General features: G+C 54.2%; 19 protein-coding genes, 1 tRNA gene and 1 pseudogene. 10 read left to right on the forward strand and 11 right to left on the reverse strand.

Translation table 11 applies throughout. From position 1 onward, the window contains the following. The first annotated feature begins 20 nt into the window (after positions 1-20). Complete coding sequence (locus GOV89_RS12610) at positions 21-545, forward strand: CBS domain-containing protein (RefSeq protein ID WP_171176851.1); 525 nt, start codon at positions 21-23, stop codon at positions 543-545. Positions 546-547: 2 nt separating this feature from the next. Here the strand turns inward: GOV89_RS12610 and GOV89_RS12615 are convergent, their stop codons facing one another. Continuing rightward, the gene (locus tag GOV89_RS12615; protein ID WP_171176848.1) at positions 548-1,312 is read right to left on the reverse strand and encodes a metallophosphoesterase family protein; all 765 of its coding nucleotides are present in this window, start codon (positions 1,310-1,312) and stop codon (positions 548-550) included. Positions 1,313-1,496: 184 nt separating this feature from the next. On the opposite strand from GOV89_RS12615, the gene GOV89_RS12620 reads away from it, so the two are divergent. Then, positions 1,497-2,510: an NAD-dependent epimerase/dehydratase family protein gene (locus GOV89_RS12620; protein WP_171176846.1), complete on the forward strand. Its 1,014-nt coding sequence runs from the start codon at positions 1,497-1,499 to the stop codon at positions 2,508-2,510. A 56-nt stretch (positions 2,511-2,566) separates the two neighbouring features. Here GOV89_RS12620 and nqrF read toward each other — a convergent pair whose 3' ends face one another. From nqrF to GOV89_RS12650, 6 genes are read right to left on the reverse strand one after another with little or no spacing between them, the layout of a single operon-like run. Continuing rightward, positions 2,567-3,790, reverse strand: a complete 1,224-nt coding sequence (gene nqrF / locus GOV89_RS12625) for an NADH:ubiquinone reductase (Na(+)-transporting) subunit F (RefSeq protein WP_171176844.1) — start codon at positions 3,788-3,790, stop codon at positions 2,567-2,569. Positions 3,791-3,800: 10 nt separating this feature from the next. After that, positions 3,801-4,409, reverse strand: coding sequence for an NADH:ubiquinone reductase (Na(+)-transporting) subunit E (gene nqrE / locus GOV89_RS12630; protein ID WP_050603817.1), 609 nt, complete (start codon positions 4,407-4,409; stop codon positions 3,801-3,803). Continuing rightward, on the reverse strand, positions 4,409-5,062 hold the full coding sequence (locus tag GOV89_RS12635; RefSeq protein WP_152460184.1) for an NADH:ubiquinone reductase (Na(+)-transporting) subunit D: 654 nt from the start codon (positions 5,060-5,062) through the stop codon (positions 4,409-4,411). The genes nqrE and GOV89_RS12635 overlap by 1 nt, the downstream gene beginning before the upstream one ends. Further along, complete coding sequence (locus tag GOV89_RS12640) at positions 5,062-5,889, reverse strand: Na(+)-translocating NADH-quinone reductase subunit C (RefSeq protein WP_171176842.1); 828 nt, start codon at positions 5,887-5,889, stop codon at positions 5,062-5,064. The genes GOV89_RS12635 and GOV89_RS12640 overlap by 1 nt, the downstream gene beginning before the upstream one ends. Further along, complete coding sequence (locus GOV89_RS12645) at positions 5,882-7,090, reverse strand: NADH:ubiquinone reductase (Na(+)-transporting) subunit B (protein ID WP_171176840.1); 1,209 nt, start codon at positions 7,088-7,090, stop codon at positions 5,882-5,884. The genes GOV89_RS12640 and GOV89_RS12645 overlap by 8 nt, the downstream gene beginning before the upstream one ends. Positions 7,091-7,095: 5 nt before the next feature. Next, a complete protein-coding gene (locus GOV89_RS12650) occupies positions 7,096-8,439 on the reverse strand; it encodes a Na(+)-translocating NADH-quinone reductase subunit A (protein ID WP_171176838.1) in 1,344 nt (447 codons plus the stop codon). 298 nt (positions 8,440-8,737) lie between these two features. Here GOV89_RS12650 and GOV89_RS12655 point away from each other — a divergent pair, with 298 nt between their 5' ends. From GOV89_RS12655 to GOV89_RS12675, 5 genes are all read left to right on the forward strand, one after another. After that, a complete protein-coding gene (locus tag GOV89_RS12655) occupies positions 8,738-9,853 on the forward strand; it encodes a class I SAM-dependent RNA methyltransferase (protein WP_171176836.1) in 1,116 nt (371 codons plus the stop codon). A gap of 108 nt (positions 9,854-9,961) precedes the next feature. Then, a tRNA-Pro gene (locus GOV89_RS12660) sits at positions 9,962-10,038 on the forward strand. A 144-nt stretch (positions 10,039-10,182) separates the two neighbouring features. Beyond that, on the forward strand, positions 10,183-11,136 hold the full coding sequence (locus tag GOV89_RS12665) for a site-specific integrase (RefSeq protein WP_171238320.1): 954 nt from the start codon (positions 10,183-10,185) through the stop codon (positions 11,134-11,136). Positions 11,137-11,707: 571 nt separating this feature from the next. Further along, positions 11,708-12,703, forward strand: coding sequence for a DNA-primase RepB domain-containing protein (locus tag GOV89_RS12670; RefSeq protein ID WP_171238321.1), 996 nt, complete (start codon positions 11,708-11,710; stop codon positions 12,701-12,703). Position 12,704: 1 nt separating this feature from the next. Beyond that, complete coding sequence (locus GOV89_RS12675; RefSeq protein ID WP_171238322.1) at positions 12,705-13,316, forward strand: hypothetical protein; 612 nt, start codon at positions 12,705-12,707, stop codon at positions 13,314-13,316. Positions 13,317-13,657: 341 nt separating this feature from the next. On the opposite strand, the gene GOV89_RS12680 is transcribed toward GOV89_RS12675, so the two are convergent. The 3 genes and pseudogenes from GOV89_RS12680 to GOV89_RS23070 all read right to left on the reverse strand — a co-directional run. Then, positions 13,658-13,900 carry a hypothetical protein gene (locus GOV89_RS12680; RefSeq protein ID WP_171238323.1) on the reverse strand — a complete coding sequence of 81 codons (243 nt, stop codon included), beginning with the start codon at positions 13,898-13,900 and terminating at the stop codon, positions 13,658-13,660. A gap of 648 nt (positions 13,901-14,548) precedes the next feature. Then, on the reverse strand, positions 14,549-15,532 hold the full coding sequence (locus GOV89_RS12685) for a site-specific integrase (protein ID WP_171238324.1): 984 nt from the start codon (positions 15,530-15,532) through the stop codon (positions 14,549-14,551). Positions 15,533-15,549: 17 nt separating this feature from the next. Next, a pseudogene (locus tag GOV89_RS23070) lies at positions 15,550-15,699 on the reverse strand (excisionase family DNA-binding protein); the annotation flags it as partial. Between the two features lie 345 nt (positions 15,700-16,044). Between GOV89_RS23070 and GOV89_RS12690 the strand changes: the two are divergent. Both GOV89_RS12690 and GOV89_RS12695 read left to right on the forward strand, forming a co-directional pair. Next, positions 16,045-16,923, forward strand: coding sequence for a type I restriction-modification system subunit M N-terminal domain-containing protein (locus tag GOV89_RS12690; RefSeq protein ID WP_305848978.1), 879 nt, complete (start codon positions 16,045-16,047; stop codon positions 16,921-16,923). Positions 16,924-17,002: 79 nt separating this feature from the next. Next, the gene (locus GOV89_RS12695; RefSeq protein WP_171238325.1) at positions 17,003-17,794 is read left to right on the forward strand and encodes a uracil-DNA glycosylase family protein; all 792 of its coding nucleotides are present in this window, start codon (positions 17,003-17,005) and stop codon (positions 17,792-17,794) included. A 193-nt stretch (positions 17,795-17,987) separates the two neighbouring features. Here GOV89_RS12695 and GOV89_RS12700 read toward each other — a convergent pair whose 3' ends face one another. Beyond that, positions 17,988-18,950, reverse strand: coding sequence for a hypothetical protein (locus GOV89_RS12700; protein WP_217352160.1), 963 nt, complete (start codon positions 18,948-18,950; stop codon positions 17,988-17,990). 589 nt (positions 18,951-19,539) lie between these two features. On the opposite strand from GOV89_RS12700, the gene GOV89_RS12705 reads away from it, so the two are divergent. Continuing rightward, positions 19,540-19,698 carry a hypothetical protein gene (locus GOV89_RS12705; RefSeq protein WP_254451522.1) on the forward strand — a complete coding sequence of 53 codons (159 nt, stop codon included), beginning with the start codon at positions 19,540-19,542 and terminating at the stop codon, positions 19,696-19,698. Positions 19,699-20,304 lie beyond the last annotated feature (606 nt).

Below are 20,304 nucleotides of genomic sequence, written 5' to 3' on the forward strand. Positions count from 1 at the left end.
ATCGAAGAAGGAGATTGCCCATGGCCCCAACCTCGTACCAGGCACCGATGCGCGGTGACAAAGAGGAAAAGACAACGTACAGCCAAACGACCGGGTCCAATCTTGCGCAGTCAAAGACAGCAGTGTCCAAACTGCTTGAGGGCAAAGGGGGCGATGTGTTTTCCGTCCGCCCCAACGAGACGATTCATTCTGTCGTCAACATTCTCAAGGAAAAGCGGATCGGTGCCGTCTTGGTGACGGATCAGAACGGTGCGTTGCAAGGCATTCTGTCAGAGCGCGACATCGTGCGGCGTATGGCGGACACACCCGGACAGACCTTACCTCAATCCGTCGAAGATCTGATGACCAAAGAGGTTAAGACCTGTACAACCGACGATCTGCTGAACGATGTTCTGAAGACCATGACCGAAGGTCGTTTTCGTCATATGCCCGTGCTGCGTGACGGCAAATTGTGTGGCGTTATCACTATCGGAGACGTCGTTCATTTCCGCCTGAAAGAACTGGAATATGAAGCCTTGCGCATGAAGCAGATGATCGTCGGCTAAGGTCAGCCAGTCGAAAGGAACCTGATACTGCCGTCCTGAATTTCAGCTGCCGTGAGTCGGCCCGAGGCAAAAGCGCCCGTGTCAATTGACAATACCCTATTTCTGACACGGGGGTGATCTACGATTGTGTGGCCGTGCACCACCCATTGCCCGTCGCTGCGCGGCAGTCTTGGGAACATTGGATGTCCCCAAAGACAAATCTGGCGATCCTGGGCTTCGAGCGATTGGCGTGGGTCCAACGCTGCGTGAACAAATGTAGCGTTTCCACTGGTCCAGGTCAGCGGTCGGTCGGACAGCCAGTTAAGCAGAGTTTGACCCATCGCTTGACGCAGGCCATCTGCCAATTCTTTCGCTTGCTGAGTGTCTTCTTTGTCTGGGGTCAGCTTGAGGCCGAATGAGGCAAGCGTTTGTACGCCTCCATTTCGAAACCAAATCGGGGCGTATTCCTCTGGGGCATCTACAAAACGCAACAGCATCTCTTCGTGGTTGCCAAGAAGGCAATGAACTCGTCCACCTGACGCTTGGCTCAGATAAAGCAAATGGCGCAAAACATGAGCACTGTTCGGACCACGATCGATATAGTCGCCAACAAAAACCAATGGATCTTGATCGTCTAGACGAGGCAAAAGCGCGTGCAGCAGATCCAGGCGGCCATGAATATCACCCACCGCTGTCACGCGCGTGCCGGGGGAGATGTCGCAAGACACTGTTTCGGTCGCTGGACGCGCCGAACGGTTGAACCGTGATTTGATCCATTTCGTAACCATGCGCCCTGATCCCTACCCTTCCGAGCAAATGGCGGCAATGAACATCTGATTGAACCGGCAAAGTGTTGACCAACACCCTCGTGTTGTCCGATATGACCTTCAAAGTGGTCGAAAAACGTTGATCTCAGGCGCGAAACAAAGTCTTTCGGTCAACGGTGATTTCGTGGTGCGTTCTGAGGGTTTTATGAAACGGGTTTTGATTACGGGCTCTGCGGGGTTCATCGGGTTCCATCTGGCCAAGCTGCTTCTTTCAGAAGGGTTTCAGGTGCATGGCTATGACGGGATGACCGACTATTACGATGTGACGCTTAAACAGCGTAGGCATCAGATCCTGCTACAAACCCCAGGCTTTACCGCGACCGAGGATCGATTGGAAAACTATGACCGGCTGGTGCAGGTGGCGGAGGAATTCCATCCCGATGTCATCGTCCACTTGGCGGCCCAAGCCGGTGTTCGGCACAGCCTCGAATACCCCCGCAGCTATATCGAATCTAATGTCGTTGGCACGTTCAACGTGATGGAAATCGCGCGCCAGCATGAGGTCGGACATCTGTTGATGGCTTCGACCTCGTCCATCTATGGTGCCAACGAAGAGATGCCGTTTACCGAAACGGAAAAAGCGGACACGCAATTGACCATCTACTCTGCCACCAAAAAGGCGAATGAGGCGATGGGGCATTCCTATGCGCATCTGTGGAATCTGCCGACCACGATGTTTCGGTTTTTTACGGTCTATGGCACCTGGGGTCGGCCCGACCTGGCCTATTTCAAGTTTGTGGCCGCCATTCTCGAAGGCCGTCCGATTGACATTTACAATCACGGAGACATGTATCGGGACTTCACCCATGTTGAAGATTTGGTGCGCGGGATCAGATTGCTGATCGATGTACCCCCGGTCCGGCCTGCCAGCCGTGAAGACATCGAGGATGGCGATAGCCTTTCAACGGTTGCGCCCTATCGCATCGTCAATATCGGAAATGGCGACAAAGTGCGTCTGATGGACTTCATCGAAGCCATCGAAGAGGCGGTTGGACAGACGGCCATCAAGAACTTTATGCCGATGCAGATGGGCGACGTTCATGCGACATGGGCTGACAACCGCCTGTTGCAGCGGTTGACCAATTACCGTCCACAGACGGACCTGAAAGATGGCATAGCCCAGTTCGTTTCCTGGTATCGGGATTACTACGGAAAATAGCGTTGGCTAAAAGTTGAATGAAAAAACCGGCGCTGGCTGCGCCGGTTTTTCTATTATTAACCGCCGAAATCGTCCAGCATGATGTCTTCACGATCCACGCCCAGATCCAGCAGCATGTTGATGACCGACTGGTTCATGATGGGCGGACCACACATGTAGAACTCGCAGTCTTCTGGCGCGGGATGGTTCTTGAGGTATTCTTCGAACAGGACGTTATGGATGAATCCGGTATAGCCTTTCCAGTCATCCTCGGGCTGCGCATCCGAAAGCGCGACATGCCATTCGAAATTGTCGAACTCTTCGGCCAGTTGGTCGAAATCCTCGACAAAGAACATCTCTTTCTTCGACCGCGCGCCATACCAGAAGCTGATCTTGCGATCGCGGTTTTCAAGGCGCTTGAGTTGGTCGAAGATGTGGCTTCGCATGGGGGCCATGCCGGCACCACCACCGATGAACACCATCTCTTTTTGGGTCTCACGCGCGAAGAACTCGCCAAACGGACCCGAGATTGTAACCTTGTCACCCGGTTTCAGGTTGAAGATGTAGGATGACATCTGACCCGGCGGGATGCCTTCCGAGCCCGGAGGCGGCGAAGCCACACGGACGTTCAGCATGATCATGCCTTTTTCATCCGGGTAGTTGGCCATCGAATAGGCCCGTTCGATCGGTTCCGCGACAACCGACTCATACTGCCACAGATTGAAGCGATCCCAATCCTCGCGGTATTCCTCTTCCACATCGAAATCGGTGTATTTCAACTGGTGTGCGGGGGCCTCGATCTGGATGTAGCCACCGGCGCGGAAGTTCACATCCTCGCCTTCCGGCAAGTCTAGGGTCAGTGCTTTGATAAAGGTTGCAACGTTTTCGTTCGAACGAACGGTACATTCCCATTTCTTGACGCCGAAGACCTCTTCCGGGACTTCGATGTCCATATCCTGTTTCACGGCCACCTGACAGGACAGTCGGTCACCGCACGAGGCTTCGCGTTTGGTGATATGGCTTTCCTCAGTGGGCAGGATCGACCCACCACCCGAATGCACGCGCACCCGACATTGCGCGCAGGTGCCACCGCCGCCGCAAGCCGAAGGAACAAAAAGCTTCTCGGCCGCCAGCGTTTGCAGCAATTTGCCGCCTGCGGGTACGGAAATGGTTTTCTCGCCGTTGATGGTGATGTTCACGTTGCCGGTCGACACCAGCTTGGACCGGGCGGCCATGATGACGGCCACCAGTGCCAGAACGATGACGGTGAAAAGAGCTACGCCTAGGGTAAAGGTTTCCATTGACGCCTCCTTACAGTTTCACGCCCGAGAAGGACATGAAGGCCATGGCCATCAATCCTGCGGTGATGAAGGTGATGCCCAGACCCTGTAGGCCGTCGGGAATGTCCGAATATTTCAGCTTTTCGCGAACACCCGCCATCGCAGTGATCGCCAACGCCCAACCAAAGCCCGAAGACAGGCCATAGGTTGCGGCCTCGGCAAAGTTGTAGTCACGTTCCACCATGAACAGCGAGCCGCCCAGGATGGCGCAGTTCACGGTGATCAGCGGCAGGAAGATCCCCAGCGCGTTGTAAAGCGGCGGGAAGTACTTATCCAAAACCATCTCAAGGATTTGAACCATCGCCGCAATCACGCCGATATACGAGATCAGGCCAAGGAAGGTCAGGTCCACATCCGGGAAACCAGCCCACGCCAGCGCACCCGGCTTCAGCAGATAGTTCAGCAGCAGGTTGTTGGCGGGAACGGTGATGGCCTGCACGACCATGACAGAAATACCCAGACCCAGCGCAGTCGAGATTTTCTTCGAAACGGCGATGAAGGTACACATCCCCAAGAAGAAGCTGAGCGCAAGGTTTTCGACAAAGATGGCCTTTACGGCCAGTGAGATCAGACCTTCCATCAGTGGGCCTCTACCTGCTGAATTTTGTATTCACGCTCTTCCACCTGGTTCGGCTTCCATGTGCGGAACGCCCAGATGATCAGACCGATGATGAAGAACGCCGACGGTGGCAGTAGCAACATGCCGTTGGGCACGTACCAGCCACCGTTGTTGACGGTCTCCAGTATGGTAACGCCGAACAGCGACCCGGCACCGAACAACTCACGAATGAAGCCAACCAACAGCAGGATCAGGCCATAGCCCATCCCATTGCCCATCCCGTCGATGAAGGACGCGACCGGAGGGTTCTTCATCGCAAACGCCTCGGCGCGGCCCATCACAATACAGTTGGTGATGATCAGACCGACGAAGACCGACAGGGTTTTCGAGATCTCGAACGCGTAGGCCTTGAGGATCTGGTCAACCAGGATCACCAGCGAGGCGATGATTACCATCTGCACGATGATCCGGATCGAGCCGGGAATCTGGTTGCGCAGGCACGAGATGAAGAAGGACGAGAACGAGGTCACGAAAATAACCGCCAGCGCCATCACCATCGACACCTGCAGCGACGAGGTCACCGCCAGTGCCGAACAGATGCCCAGCACCTGCAAGGTGATCGGGTTGTTGTCGACAAGCGGGTCGACCAGCATCTCTTTCTTGGTCTGAGACATTAGAACTCTCCTGCTTGCAGCTTGGCCAGGAACGGAGCATAGCCCGCGTCGCCCATCCAGAATTTCACCAGGTTATCGACACCAACTGAGGTCAGTGTCGCCCCTGCCAGAGCATCGATATAAAATTCCGGTCCGGCAGCAGGCTGGGACTTGGCAACGGTGATTTGCAGATCACCCGCATCATCACGCAGCTTCTTGCCGTTCCACAGCGCTTTCCAACGTGGGTTGTCCACTTCGGCCCCAAGGCCAGGGGTTTCACCGTGCTGATAGAATTGCAGACCGTAGATATCGTTGCCGTTGTTTTCCAAAGCGATAAAGCCGTAGAGCGTAGACCACAAACCATAGCCGTGCAGCGGCAGGATCACCTTGTCCAGATCGCCTGCGTCGTCACGCAGCAGATAGATCACGCGGTATTTCGACTTGCGACCAATACCAGCGGGGTCATCGTCCAGCGCAACGCTCAGCTCAGGGTCGCTGGCGGCGGCGATGTCGTCGAAGGTGGCCGGGTCGAACTGATCATCGACGAAGTCGCCGGTGGACAGTTCCAGCACATGCGGCTCAAAGGCGGCAAAGGCTTCGGTCACATCGATGCCGGGTTCAAAAACGCCCGCAACTTGCAGAACGTTGACCTGTTTGTCCTTCAGGCGGTTGGTTTCCTGCACCGGGCGCAGGCTAACAGCGGCTGCAGAGACAACCATCGAGGCGACAAGACAAACGGCAACGGCGATGAAGATCGTCTTGCCAACCGAATCTGGCGAAGCTGCCAGAAACTTGGCCAGTGCGCCCTTTGGAGCGTCGTTGTTGTCAGGGGATTGCGTATCAGACATGGCGACGCGCCCTCCGTTTAATGTTGGCCTGAACAACGAAATAGTCGATCAGCGGTGCAAAGACGTTTCCGAACAGAATTGCCAGCATCATACCTTCGGGGAAAGCCGGATTGATCACGCGGATCATCACAACCATGACACCGATCAGCGCGCCATAGATATAGCGACCTACGTTGGTATGGCTGGCCGAAACCGGTTCGGTCACCATAAAGGCCAGACCAAAGGCATAACCGCCCAGTACGATGTGCCAGTACCAAGGCATCGCGAACATCGGGTTCGTGTCCGATCCGATGAGGTTCAGCAGCAGGGTAAAGCCGATTGTTCCGGCCAGACAGCCTACAATCAGGCGGTAATTGGCGATCTTTGTCGTCAGCAGGAAGGCCAGACCGATCATACACGCCAGCGTCGATGTCTCACCAAAGCTGCCCTGAATCTGTCCGAAGAACGCGCTTGACCAGGTGATGCCTTCAGCGGCCAGAGCCTGAACGCCGTCCGCAGCCGAGACCGCCAGTGCAGTTGCGCCCGAGAATCCGTCAACCGGGGTCCAAACCGCATCTCCTGACATCTGTGCGGGATAGGCGAAGTAAAGGAAGGCGCGTCCAACTAGTGCCGGGTTGAGGAAGTTCTTGCCTGTTCCACCAAACACTTCTTTACCGATCACGACCCCGAAGATGATACCCAATGCGACCTGCCATAGCGGCGTGGTTGCAGGCATTATCAGCGTGTAGAGCATTGATGTAACGAGGAAACCCTCGTTCACCTCATGCCCGCGCACAGTTGCGAAGATAACCTCGAAAATGCCGCCAGCCACCAGCGTGACGATGTAGATCGGCAGGAAATACATCAGCCCGTGCATGACGTTGGCAAAAATGCTTTCCGGGTTCAGCGAGATGCCAAATGTCTGCAGAATGGCAATACGCCAACCAGTGGCCGAGTCAGGCCCAAGCGTGGCAATAGCCGAATTGGCTTGGTAGCCGGTATTGTACATCCCCCACAGAATACAGGGGATCGTTGCGATCACGACATAAGTCATGATCCGCTTCATATCCACGTAAGACCGTGCATGAGGGGCAACGGTGGTCACAGTTTTCGGAGTGTAGATAAAGCTTTCGACCATCTCGTAGATGGGGAAATACTTTTCGTACTTGCCGCCCTTGGTAAAGTTCGGCTCGATCCGATCGAAGAAGCTGCGCAAACCCATTTGGATCAGCCCTCCTTTTCAATCTTGGTCAGGCAGTCGCGCAGCGCCAGCCCGTATTCATATTTTGCCGGACAGGCAAAGCCCACAAGACCCAGATCCTCTTCGTCCAGCTCCAATGCGCCCAAGGCTTGGGCGGTGTCGGTATCCATCACCAACAAGGCGCGCAGTAGCTGTGTGGGCAGGTAATCCTGCGGCATCAACTCTTCGAACACTCCGGTCGGCACCATCGCACGACGCCCACCATTCAGGTTGGACGTGAAGGCATACAGTTTTTTGGCGAATGCCGATCCCAAAACCGGCTGGACCGAATATTTCGACGGCATTGGGCGAATCCAACCCATCGGAATTTGGTCGTGATCCTCTCGGATAATGCTGATCTGACGTGCGAAACGACCCAAATAGGCCGTCGGGCCATCTGCGTGCTGACCTGACAGGATCGAGCCGGAAATGATCCGAGGTGTTCCGTCGACATTCACCTCGTCACGGGTAAGATCATCCGTGGATGCGCCCATAACGGTACGGACCAGACGTGGCTGACGTGCTCCAGGACCAGACAGAGCGACCACGATGTTCGGATCAAGATGACCAGTCAGCAAAAGTCGGCCAATGGCAATGACGTCCTGATAGCCAATGGTCCAGACCTGCTTGTCGCCCGTAAGGGGTTCAAGAAAATGAATATGGGTTCCCGCCAGACCCGAAGGGTGGGGCCCAGAGAATGCTGCGGTTTCCACGCCGTTCAAGTCTGCGCCGGGGATCGCGTCACCCTCTTTTTGGCATAGGTACGTCGCACCCTCTGTCAGCTTGCTGATGGCACTCAGACCGGCAGTGAACGCGTCGGATGCTTCTTGAATAACAGCCGCCGCATCTGCCGCCAACGGATCACTGTCCATAGCGGTGACAAAAATCGCAGCCGGTGCGCTGCCCGGTTCAGGCATTTTCGAATAAGGCCGTGTGCGAAACGCGGTCCACAAACCAGCAGCGCACAGTTTGGCAGACACGCCCTCAGCCGTATCCGCATCGCCGACGCCAGAGAAATCCACTCCTGTGTCATTTGCGTCCGACACTTCGATCACGACGCTTTGCAGAACACGACGGGCACCGCGGTTGATGGCGACAACCTTACCGCTGACAGGCGCAACCATCATCGCATCTGGCGCATCTTTATGACAGAACAACGGAGCCCCCCGCTGCACCGAGTCGCCTTCCTGTACCAACATCTTTGGCTTAAGGCCGATATAGTCATCCCCCAACACACCGACAGTCTTGTACTCCGGCCCCGGATGGATGGTCTGGTCAGGAGCGCCTTCAACCGGCAGATCCAACCCTTTTTTCAGTTTGAAAGTTTGCATGTTGCTACGTTCTTCCAAGCCTTTTTTGCTGCGCCTGCATTGTCGACGCCCTTTCGGGGTCATGCAATACCGCGGAAATTCTTACCATTCGTCGCAAAAGCGTCAAAATGTGTCCAGAATCCGCTGGCGTTATTCCGATCATGGACCCTTTACGCGGGGATGCCTCTAAACGCAAACCTGTTACCGCCAAAAGTTATCTTGGGACTACACATTCCCGCTATTTCCCCGGCAAACTGAAACATTTCAGCCGCAAAAAAAGCGTGTCGCACCCGCTGTACTTCCGGTGTAAGCAACTCGAATGGAAAAAAACGCAGACCTCGACATTTTTTTGATCGCAACACCCGGCCTGGAAGCACCACTATGCACTGAGGTGCAGGCGCACGGATTCGCCGGTGCAAAAGCGGTTCGCGGTGGTGTGACGTGTCGCGGGTCCTGGTCAGAAGTCTGGCGCGCCAATTTGACCTTAAGGGGCGCAAACAAGGTTCTTGTGCGTCTGGGTAGCTTCCCAGCGGTGCATCTGGCTCAGCTGGACAAACGCGCCCGCAAATTTCCCTGGGGCGCGTTCTTGCGTTCCGACATTCCGGTAAAGGTAGAGGCAACCAGCCGTAAATCCCGGATTTACCACGCAGGGGCCGCCCGGCAAAGGGTTGAGCGCGCGATCTCTGAGACGTTAGGCGCTCCGATTTCATCCGAGGCTGGTCTTAGGGTCTTGCTGCGCATCGAGAAAGACATTTGCACTTTGTCGGTCGATAGTTCGGGCGAGCTTTTACATAAGCGCGGACATAAGGAAGCAATCGCCAAAGCCCCAATGCGAGAAACGATGGCCGCTATGTTCTTACGAGAATGTGGGTTTACAGGGGAAGAGCCTGTACTTGACCCAATGTGCGGGTCGGGCACCTTTGTCATTGAGGCTGCCGAAATTGCACTCGGACTACTGCCCGGCCGATCGCGCCGCTTCGCGTTCGAGGACCTGGCAGGCTTTGATTGCGATCAGTGGCAGTCGATGCGCGAAAGCAATTCCAAAAGAGAAAGTGCAATGACCTTTTGCGGTTCGGACAGGAACGCGGGTGCTGTCGAAGCGGCAACCGCAAACGCCAATCGGGCGCAGGTCAGCCATGTGACGCGCTTTCAACTGCGATCCGTCAGCGACATTAACCCCCCCGAAGGCCCCGAAGGCCTGGTTATTGTTAACCCGCCCTATGGAGCACGTATCGGGGATGAAAAGCGCCTGCGTTCAGTCTATGGTGCACTGGGCAAAGCCCTGATGAGCCGGTTTCAGGGATGGAGAGTTGGAATAGTGACCAGTTCTGCTTCCTTGGCTAGGTCAACCCGTCTTCCACTATTGGCGCCAGGCCCGGTGGTCGACCATGGCGGCACAAAAATTCGCCTGTACAAAACGGATCCACTCGGCTGACTCCGATTATCAAATTGCCGTGCCCTGTTCCGCCAACGATTTCCCACGTCCAAGCCCCAAAATCCTCTTGCGCATCGGAACCGCCGGGTATAGATCACCCGCCACGGTCGGAGTGTAGCTCAGCCTGGTAGAGCACTGTCTTCGGGAGGCAGGGGTCGGAGGTTCGAATCCTCTCACTCCGACCAAATCAACTGCTTGATGTTGTTGACACATCTGGATGCAGTTGCACGCACTGGCACCATGTCAGTTGTCTGATCGCTGCACTACCGCTGCACCAAGCACGTAAACACGGCGCAAGACGTCCATCTTCGCACAAGGAGAGATGCGAGATGGCGACGATCAACAAGCGACCAAGTGGCAAGTGGCAGGCGACGGTGCGACGTGCAGGCCGGTCAGCAAGCAAGACGTTCACGAAGCGAGCCGATGCAGTGATGTGGGCACGCGATGCGGAGATACGCGCAGAACGTGGCGAGTTGTGCAAGCCCAAGCCGACGACTGTTTCACTGTCAGACGCACTGCACCAGTTGGCAGACAAGACACCGAGCGAACGATGGCGGCTGCACGCGCTTGCTCGTACGAAGTTGGCAACTTTGCGCATCGACGCGCTCACTGCTGCCGATGTCGCAGCGTGGCGCGACCGACGTGTACAAGAAGCCAAGCCATCCACTGTGGTGCGTGAGTTGTCGTTGATGCAGACATCCATCGACCATCAGCTTGACGACGACGATGCCAACCCAGTGCGCCACGTGAAGCGGCCACGCATCAGTGCCCGCCGCGAAAGACGGCTGACAGACGATGAGTGGCAACGGCTTCTTGATGCGGCGGGGCACTGCAAGAACGCGTTGATGCTGCCTCTGATCGTGTTGGCACGTGAGACGGCTTGCCGACGCGGCGAACTGCTGTCGATGCGCTGGTGTGACGTTGACCTGCAACAACGGGTCGCGTTGCTGTCGATGACCAAGAACGGACATGCGCGGTTTGTGCCGCTCAGCCCGATGGCTGTTCAGGTGTTGACCACGTTGCCGCGCGCTGATGACAGAGTGTTGCCCATCACTGAGAACGCCGTGCGACTGGCATGGCAGAGGCTGCGTGCGCGTGCCGGTGTCGAAGACATCAGGCTGCATGACTTACGCGCGCAAGCCGCAACAGACAAGCTGCTGGAAGGGTGGTCAGTGGCCGAAGTGCAAGTACTTACCGGGCATCGCGACGCGGGCGTGCTTCTTGAAAGATACGCAAGGCTGCGAGCGTCGGACATCGTCGCCAAGTTACATGCTGTTGAGTGACATGTAGCGCGAGTACATGCACTGCATGTTGTGTCATACAGCGCATGATCGCCGCATGAACACAAGATGTGGTATCTTTGGGCTTGATCTCTGGGCCAGTTCGTGCCACCTTCGGACATACTGGGAGACTGTCCCAGAAGTCCTGACCAAAGACCGCAACGTGCCATCACTCTGTCGGAGTGGCGTTGCGCAGGCGGCACCAAATCACCAGACATCGGAGCCGCCAACTTGCCACCGATCAGCAAGCAAGAAACCGCAGATCGCATCGGGGTCTCACTCCGAACTCTGAGCCGCATGATGATGGATCGTCGGAACGGCGAAACTGCGGCTTGTCCTCCTTGGTATCGGCTTCGAGGTCGAGTGCAGTTCGACCAGTGTGAGGTCGATACCTGGCTGAGAGCACTGCGGCGTCAGAACGATCGTAGTGAGACCCGATCGGCTACCCGAGATCAAGCAAAGCGGCTTGAAAGTCATCAGATGACAGGGGCGGCGCTTCGCTTTGCCGAGGGGTCTGGATCAAAGGTCGCTCAGGAAGACAGCCTTGTGCCCACCGCGAACCAAGGAGGCCGTGATGACTGATCGACGTCGCATCTGGCTTCACAAACTGGTTGATGCGCTGCCCTGTGACACGTTCGACATACGCATCATCTCCCTTGGCGGCAAAGTCGTGGCTTGGCGTCAGTACACACCCAAGAGTTTCATCAAATCAGCCGATTGGTTCGCGGCGATGTCGGCACAAAGGCACCACGTGTTTTTCCGTCCTGATGGCCCACTGACCCATGTACTCGTTGACGACATCAGCGCCGATGCACTGCACCTGATGGCGTGTGATGGTGTCAGACCGAGCGCAGTTGTGGAAACCAGCCCTGACAACTTCCAAGCATGGGTCACTCTTTCCGGTCGCAACCATACGCTTGATGTGCACGCTGCGGCTTGCCGTATCTTGGCCGAACAGTACGCAGGTGATCGTGGTAGCGCCAAACCAACACAACACGGCAGAGTTCCGACAACACGCAACCCGAAACCCAGCCGAGCGCTGGAAGATGGAACGCCACCGCTCGTTCTGTTGCACCAAGATCGTCATCACACACCGCGCCTTCGTTTCAACTCGCGCCTGTTGGCAGAAGCGCGTGAGAGGGCCGCTCTGACAAAGACACAAGCATCGGAGAGAGCATGCAGCGGTGCATCGGACATCGACTTTGCAGCGATCACTGACGATGCGCTCATGCAAGCGATGTTTGGCGAGGCACTTGCACTTTTTCCCGATGACACGAGTAAGGCTGACGCTCACATGGCTACCTTTCTGCTTTCAAGCGGCGCGGCTCCAGAAGAGGTCACTGCGGCACTGCTGGCTTACTCTGAGAAGATCAGATCAAGAGTGGGTGAGGCGCGTGTTCGCTACGCCGAACAAACGGTGCAAGGTGCGCTTCGATACATCAACTCAGCGGCAAAGACAGAGCAGGTCACGGCGAAGCCGAGACGGAGAGCCAACGGACGCGACAGCGGGGCGAAGATGCGTTTACGAACTGAGAGGCTCGACAGAAACCAAAAGAGGGAGGTGACATGAGATGACTGATGGCCAAACAAACTCAGAGGGCCACTCTGTCAGTATGATCGGCCAACAAGACAAGAGTGACGACACTCAGTGCGAGAAAGACAAGAACAGCCTTCCAAACTTGAACACTTCCTCAGATACAGGGGGAGGCTCTCTGGGGAACTGTTCAAGTTCGGAGAAGCCAGATCAGGCAAACGTACAGGTCAACACGCTGCTTGATGCTGCATGCACAGCGACACGCATGACGGTCCTTGGGTATCGACCAAAGGCAAAACTCAACGAAGACGGAAGCGTGAAGCGCATCAACGGCGAAGTGATGTTTGACCCTGTCTTTGATCGCCGACGCGAACGCAGTTCATCATGGACGGATGACATCGCGCTCCGACTTGTGCACGCGTTGCCATCGCACAAACATGTTCGCTTCCTTGCTGCGGTGCAGGCGATGGTGAACCCGTTTGACTTTGCAGACTGCAAACCGCTTGGGAGTTGGAACCCTGGCGGCACTTTCGAGCCTGACGGAGACGACCTGATGCCAGACGAGTGCAGGTACACAGTTCCGACACTGTGCGTGCGTGTTGCCGATCTCTCGTTCAAGAACCCAAGCAAACTGTCATACATGTTGTAAGAACTGAAGTGTGCGCGCGAAACGCGTGCCAGAAACCAAACCCCTCGCGCTTGCGCCCTGTCATCTTACACAATCTCGATGTCCCTACTGCGCAACCACAGCCAAAGTGGGTCAAAGACCGCATGCGTGCAGTTCAAGTGATACAACGCCACTGTAACCGTTGTGATCCCCATCTCCTGACTACGGATTGGTATTTCAAAAGGTTTCCGAGAGAGTGCCGCAGCTTTCAATCCTGTCGCGTGTGCGGGTTGAAACAACAAAAGATGGGCATGCACACGCGCTGGAACCTGAGAAACAGTCGAGCAAAGTTGCAAGTGGACGTGGACCTTTGCTTGATCTGTTCAACGCTCGTTTTGCTCTTCCGGCCACTGGCTGCGCTGTCGCAGCAAGTTGACGTATGTTTGTCGTTGCGTGTCTTCTTCCGCTTTCCTTTGCAGTTTGCTCTCTTCAGACCATCTCTTTTTGGTGCGCTTGTCCCACTGATCTTGCCTCCAGACTGCAAACAGTCCCCCGATCACGCTGAGCGCGTAACACAGTGCAAACGCACCGATGATGAAATACCACGCTTCACCGATTGTCATCATCTGGTTTCGTCTCCATCAGGTTGTGTGTGTATTGCGTTCGGACTTGTTCCGCAGATGCACTTACCTACTGTTTGAAACATGGCCACCGATGTACTCTCGGGCTTTCGTTTTCGAGACAGTTTCTTGTGACAGTCTGCCAAAAGATTGCTCAACGACATCGCGAAGGAGATTGAAACGTGAAAAAGGGGTATGAGCGACATCACCCCCACAAGCACCGCACTTCAACTCCCCGTCTTTGGGAACTTGGCGGGGGAGTGTTTGCGCTGATTGCCCAGGTCTTTCGTATCTGTGTGTGACGTGCCGCTGCACTACCGCTGCACCACGCTGCACTTCCTACAGTGTTTGACACAACACATCGTGTGATTGCCGTGCATGTCAGGTGCACCGCTGAACACGTCTCGTGTTGCACTTCATAGCACGGCATGCGACACTCAAGTCCCTGACAACATGGACGTTCTTGTGCAGTGAAGTGTGTGTAAAGAAGGCGTTCAGCGTATGTCAGCGTCAGACAAACAGCCGCCCGTGTACTGTCTTCGGGAGGCAGGGGTCGGAGGTTCGAATCCTCTCACTCCGACCAATAAAACAAGGCGCCTGAGGGCGCCTTTGTTGTTTTCAAGACAGTGATCCGAGGTTCGTTGAACCTGAGCATTAGTCGAACTCTAACGCGTTGGCAGCTTTACGCAGGTGCTCGGGGCTATAGCGTGCATAGACGGACGCGGTGATCCGAGAGTCTGAATGGCCGAGAAACTGAGCAATCTCATCCATCGGAATGTCTGCCTCCGCCATATGAACTGCAGCTGTGTGTCGCAGCACGTGTGGTGAAACATCAGGCAGGCCCGCCGCGACTGCGGCCGCCTTGAAGCCTTTCTTGATCGACTTCACAGGTCCGCCAGCCCATTCCACGACATACTCAGATAATGCGGCCTTCTGGGCATTCAAAAGCGCAGAATACAGGCTCTCGGTCATGGGGACGATGGCCCTGCCCTTCCTCTGTCCGCCGCCAGTGCGGAGATTGATCTGACGACGTTCAAAATCGACCCGATCCCATGTGAGTTCTAACACAGCCGTTACCCTAGCCGCCGTCGACAGCATCAGCCATGTAGCCAGCTTGATGTGCGGTGCGCAGTCGACTGCCAAGAGCCGTGAAATCTCCTGGCGCGTCAGATACCTCTCCTTGGGGGCCGGTTTGCTGGGGCGCTCGATGTAGGGTGCCCTATCAATCAGCCCGGTCTTCTCAGCCCAATTCAAACAGGTCCTTAGCTTCCCAAGTTGTGTCCAGATCGTGCCGTCCTGAATACCTGCCTGCCGCCGATCGGTGGTGTAGGCTTTACAGTCTTGCACGCCTATCTGATCCGGGCGAAAGGCGCCAAACCAAGGTAGCACAGAACGGCCAGTGTATCGCATGCTATCGTGCGCCGGCCGACCCTCGACTGTCACACTATAAGCATTCCAGATCGCTGCCACGGTCAGTTCATCCTTTCCGGCTGTTTGGGCGAGCAGGACATCACGGGCTTCGGCTTCCGCGCTTTCGAGGGTGTCCGCGTCAAGACGATACCTACGTCTGCGTCCATCTTCCTCATACCAGACAACGACGAAGCGGTTGTTGAGTCGACCGATGCTATATTCCTGCACTGCTCATATTCCTCTACTTTGTGCGCGGGGATGCGAAACTGACGGCGAACTCTGAAGTATTCGAGCTGGCCAGATTTGCAGAGCTGACGCACAGTTTCAGAACTGCAGCTCCAGCGCTCTGCGAGTGTCTTTGGGGTATACGGCGGGGACAAAGTGCGCTCCTTCATTTTGGCAAAATCATTTACTCTATAGCGTTCGCGACGTGGGATGCATTTTGGATTTCCAAATATTTTTCAAATCATTGAAAATAAACAAAAGATTCTTCTATATTCGAGCCAAAACTCCAATCCCGATTCAGGCGCAACAAATATGCGGAATGATCACTTCTGGCTGAACTTCGGACAATCCCTTGCGATTTTCTGCCAATGACAGGCGAACCACTTGTTTCTTCGAAGACTGCCTCAAGATAGAGGTTCAGGACCCGGTCGAAGCAGCAACTCTCATTTCGACCTACCATTCACTTTTGATCTCGCTAACCTGCGCCCAACTGAAAACAAGAAGACGATTGCAACATGCTCACAGGCCCCATCCGTTCCCAAGTCGATCAAATCTGGAATGCCTTCTGGTCGGGAGGTGTTTCCAATCCGCTCTCGGTGATCGAACAGATCACTTACCTACTGTTCATCAAGCGGCTGGACGATCTGCACACTGTCGAGGAAAGCAAAGCCGAAATGCTCGACGTCGAGATGGAGCGTCGCATCTTTCCAGCCGGGAATGACCCCAAGGGTGAGCCATACGAGAACCTCCGCTGGTCGCGCTTCAAGAATTTCGATTCGCGAGAGATGATGCGCATCGTCGACGAGCATGTGTTCCCGTTCCTTCGTGAGCTGGGCGAGGAAGGCTCATCTTACGGCACACACATGAAAGATGCGCGGCTTGGCTTCTCGAACCCGAGTTTGCTGGCCAAAGTGGTTCAGCAGCTCGATGACATCCCGATGGATGACCGCGACACCAAAGGCGATGTCTATGAATACATGCTCGGCAAGATAGCGAGCGCCGGGCAGAATGGCCAATTCCGAACACCCCGCCACATAATTCAGCTCATGGTCAACCTTATGGCTCCCACGCCGAAGGATGTCATCTGCGATCCGGCTGCAGGCACATGCGGTTTCCTTGTGGAGGCCGGAGAGTATGTCGTAGCAGTCTGGTTTGGTGGCCGCGGCTTTATCAAAAAAGACGGGCCACTCTATGCCCGTCTTCTTGTTGGAGACCCAGAACCAGCCTGTCTTATCCGGAAGCAGGCTCAGGGCTTTTCTCTGGCGTTCTGTGAGGCTCGTGGAATCTCCTTTACGGGCTTGATATGGTCCTCGATCCCGTTGAACTGTTCGACCACGCATATTGTAAGTCTGTCTTTGCCCGGACCTATCTCTTTGGGCGCGGTGAACGGGTAGGATGCACCTGTGCCGGGAGGGTTTCAACTTGTGCCAGCGACTCTTCAGCGCCACTGTTGAATTAGGGAGGATGGTAGAAATGCTGCTGAGAACCAAGGTGGAAGAGCACCTAGATGGGTGGAAGGCTGATCTTCCGGTCGCATGGCAAGGTGTGTTCAGAGACATTGAAATCAACCTCGCTGCGATACCAGAAAGTGTTGAAATCCATGATAACATCCAGATTTTTCCAAGGCGTCGCAATTTAGGGATAAACAATGCTCCGACAGATTCTCATATTTGTCGAGCTTTCGACGGAATCGACCCTGATCGAGTTCGAGTTATTGTCTTGGGCCAGGATCCTTATCCCGACGTCGCCGCCGCGACAGGACGCGCCTTCGAAGACGGGACCGAAGATATACATCGTCGCGCGCTGCGGCCAGCATTGTGCGCGCTTGGACAATCTGCGTCCGAACTACGCCCTGGGGCTAATAGGCCCGCCGTCTGTCACGACCCAGAAGGCCGAGCTGCGTTCATCAGACGGAAGTTCGATAGGCTTACGGCTATCGGAGTGTTGTTCATAAACTCCGCGTGGACCTTCACGCGCAAGCAGGACAAAGAATACCACATGGCTTTGTGGAGACCTGTTGCGTCTCATCTTCTGCAGCATCTAAATGACCGACAGGATCGCAATCTTGTGTTTCTGCTCTTGGGTGGTGATGCTCAACGAACTGTCGATGAACTGCGTCTCTCAAAAGCAGAGGGCGATCGACCAGTTAGAAATTACCATCCCACCGCTCGGAACAATCTCTACTTTAAAAATGCCAACCCTCTGCATCGCGTCAATGTTAAGCTTAGGGCTCTAGGGGAACCAGAGATTCCTTGGTGGGAGTAGACTGTTTTTTAGGGAGCGCCAAAAGTCCGCTAAGCATATTCCATTTGGGTTCAGCGTCGCGAAAGATACGACAAACCTGCGCTCGACTTCCTTCAACCGATCATTTTGAATTTTAGCGTTTTCAACAGTCACTTGAGAGCTAAACAAGATTTTTTCAAAATCGGTCTTTCACATTCAAGCAACTAAGTTTTCATTACACATCTATTTCAAACCCAAGACTATTGTCAGATCGGCGGAACCAAATTGAGGCATAATTGTTAAACAAACTAAAGCCTTGTTCTTTTGACTTTGCAAACTCGTGGGAACGGAGAAAGGCTTCTAGCATCATATTCGCTAATAGTTTCTCATCAAACTCATCGTAACGGGGATACAAAATTCGACCTTGGAAATTATTCTTAATTTCTTCAAGGCAAAGGAAATACGGAAATATACGTTCAATTAAGATCATCTCTGTTTGGCTAATCTCGACCCAATCTCCTTCACTGTAGTTCAACAAATTTTGGTTATATTGACCTAAAATGCTCCATGAAATCTGCAATTCGTAGGCGCTTGATAATTTTGCGTCTTTCACAACCAAGTGGAGTCTCATGCTGTCTGTGGGGCCATATCCATGATGGTAGTCTCCGTGGGTTATATACCTAATACTGGCTAGATTGATGTCTCGAAAAAGTAGGTCTGTGTATTCCTTATCCAAATCCAAACCCGATATTGCAGCTTGTTTTTGCTTTTCTTCTTTTGTTTTACTTAAGTAACTATCCAATGAACCGTCTATTTCCACATCAATTCGGACATCACCCGATGTTATTGGGTAGTCCCCATAAATGATGGAGCAAAGTTTCACTGTTGTCAGCAGATCAAAAGGTCTTATGCGGCTGCGAAGCATTTCGTCAATAGCGTCAAACAGGTCTTCAATTGTGAAGTTTGACGCGGGTTCGCCCGGAGTGCGATTGTTGCGTAAAGCTAATTCTCCAATGTGTATGCTCCCTTTTACAACAGGAGCATCACCTGCGACATCGCAGTATTTATCTATCCAAAACACATAATTGGGCAAAGTTCCTTTCAACCCGACAAAAGCAGCATTGAGTCTTTCGGGATAGGTATCCTGGTCATACCAGGTTTTTGTTTGATAGCACTTATGCGCTTGCTGTGATTTCATCTCCAAGTCAGTTCCTCGCCGTGACTGTGCTTGAAGTTATCCGAGCGGGTTGAGCCTCGCAATGCCGCTACCCCCAACAACAAGAAATCGTTGCGAAGAGACGCTTGGTCGTGAGTGCCACCACGGCTTTGAGAAGGCAAATAGTCTTATGTGGCGCTTTCCTTGTCTGCTAAAGGACCGACCTCGACCGTAGCGGTGAATGACACGTGCTGGCTACGTTTCCAAATCTGTCGCGCCTCATCCAAACACCAATTTTTAACGCGGAGAAATCGCCGCTATACTTACATGACGAAAAGAAGACGCAGGTTAAGCCTTCCACCAAACACTCCGCCGCGATGCATAGGAGGTGGTTCTGCCGGAGTTCGTGTTTGTAACCGTCAAATAGGACATCACCGAAAACTTTTTATATTTCCAGAGGGATCCGTCGAATTTTATCAGTTCAACCATTCCCAACTGCCGTCATGCTATACGTTTTCATTAAGCGCACAGAGGCGCCGCAGGAGCTGCACGCGACGCAAAGTAGGCCTGGGATCGCTACCACGAGTTTGCTCGCAACAATGGCCCAGTGCCGTTCATTGCCGATGACATCATGGAAAGCTTCGACGACGACCGCGCCGCCGAGGCCTTCGGCCTGCTAGCTGAGATGAGCAAAAGCGGTCAGGTGATCTACCTGACTCATCACGCGCATCTCTGCGACATCGCGAGAAATGCTTGCCAATCCGTGTGTATTCACGAGTTACATGAGTAAGTTGTCGAAACCGTTAAAGCGCTGTCGCTTAAATGCAAGAAACCAAGGAGGCTACCAAAGTATGCCGCAAGAGACTTGGTCGCGGTGGAGACGTTACTTCTACACAGGGATGCATTCTGCAACAAATCTAACTGAGGAGATCGATTGTTAATTCGGATTCAGGTGAATGTGCGCGTTAGTCGGTTGAAAAGTATTGAGAATTGATGTCTATCTGGTTTGAAAGGTGGGCTTTGAAACTAATTTTTCGTTGTCAGTTGGAGTATTAAGTGCAGCAGACGCTATTCAAACATCCTGTCTCGGTTGTCCGAAGGACTCCAGCTTGGTAGAAGGCCTGAAGCATGTCACTGGTTTTGAAGACGGTTCGGGCTTTTCCGCGAGGTCGGACGACAGAAGAATTGATTGTTCTCGTTGGTGCGGCTTTCTCACATGACAAGCGGCTTGCGACTCTAAGCGAACTGGAGACTCTATTTCGCGATGGTTTGATAGCTAAAGGCAAGGACGGTCGCTGGCGTGCAAAGGTCGACGGTTTAAAACCCAGACATGAGAGCGTGTCGGCTTCGAGAGGTAGAGGACCGGAGGGCTTCGTTGATGTCATTCTCGCTGCCA

The organism is Ruegeria sp. HKCCA5763 (genome assembly GCF_013034545.1).
GTDB lineage: Bacteria > Pseudomonadota > Alphaproteobacteria > Rhodobacterales > Rhodobacteraceae > Ruegeria.

What these genes read in the sequence shown, in the direction of transcription:
- GOV89_RS12695 (WP_171238325.1), top strand. Translation starts at nt 17,003, where the DNA reads ATGCTGCTGAGAACCAAGGTGGAAGAGCACCTAGATGGGTGGAAGGCT.
- GOV89_RS12675 (WP_171238322.1), top strand. Translation starts at nt 12,705, where the DNA reads ATGACTGATGGCCAAACAAACTCAGAGGGCCACTCTGTCAGTATGATC.
- GOV89_RS12650 (WP_171176838.1), bottom strand. Translation starts at nt 8,439, where the DNA reads ATGCAAACTTTCAAACTGAAAAAAGGGTTGGATCTGCCGGTTGAAGGC.
- GOV89_RS12635 (WP_152460184.1), bottom strand. Translation starts at nt 5,062, where the DNA reads ATGTCTCAGACCAAGAAAGAGATGCTGGTCGACCCGCTTGTCGACAAC.
- GOV89_RS12610 (WP_171176851.1), top strand. Translation starts at nt 21, where the DNA reads ATGGCCCCAACCTCGTACCAGGCACCGATGCGCGGTGACAAAGAGGAA.
- GOV89_RS12655 (WP_171176836.1), top strand. Translation starts at nt 8,738, where the DNA reads ATGGAAAAAAACGCAGACCTCGACATTTTTTTGATCGCAACACCCGGC.
- GOV89_RS12690 (WP_305848978.1), top strand. Translation starts at nt 16,045, where the DNA reads ATGCTCACAGGCCCCATCCGTTCCCAAGTCGATCAAATCTGGAATGCC.
- GOV89_RS12615 (WP_171176848.1), bottom strand. Translation starts at nt 1,312, where the DNA reads ATGGTTACGAAATGGATCAAATCACGGTTCAACCGTTCGGCGCGTCCA.
- GOV89_RS12680 (WP_171238323.1), bottom strand. Translation starts at nt 13,900, where the DNA reads ATGATGACAATCGGTGAAGCGTGGTATTTCATCATCGGTGCGTTTGCA.
- GOV89_RS12640 (WP_171176842.1), bottom strand. Translation starts at nt 5,889, where the DNA reads ATGTCTGATACGCAATCCCCTGACAACAACGACGCTCCAAAGGGCGCA.
- nqrF (WP_171176844.1), bottom strand. Translation starts at nt 3,790, where the DNA reads ATGGAAACCTTTACCCTAGGCGTAGCTCTTTTCACCGTCATCGTTCTG.
- GOV89_RS12700 (WP_217352160.1), bottom strand. Translation starts at nt 18,950, where the DNA reads ATGAAATCACAGCAAGCGCATAAGTGCTATCAAACAAAAACCTGGTAT.
- GOV89_RS12620 (WP_171176846.1), top strand. Translation starts at nt 1,497, where the DNA reads ATGAAACGGGTTTTGATTACGGGCTCTGCGGGGTTCATCGGGTTCCAT.
- GOV89_RS12645 (WP_171176840.1), bottom strand. Translation starts at nt 7,090, where the DNA reads ATGGGTTTGCGCAGCTTCTTCGATCGGATCGAGCCGAACTTTACCAAG.
- GOV89_RS12665 (WP_171238320.1), top strand. Translation starts at nt 10,183, where the DNA reads ATGGCGACGATCAACAAGCGACCAAGTGGCAAGTGGCAGGCGACGGTG.
- GOV89_RS12705 (WP_254451522.1), top strand. Translation starts at nt 19,540, where the DNA reads ATGGAAAGCTTCGACGACGACCGCGCCGCCGAGGCCTTCGGCCTGCTA.
- nqrE (WP_050603817.1), bottom strand. Translation starts at nt 4,409, where the DNA reads ATGGAAGGTCTGATCTCACTGGCCGTAAAGGCCATCTTTGTCGAAAAC.
- GOV89_RS12670 (WP_171238321.1), top strand. Translation starts at nt 11,708, where the DNA reads ATGACTGATCGACGTCGCATCTGGCTTCACAAACTGGTTGATGCGCTG.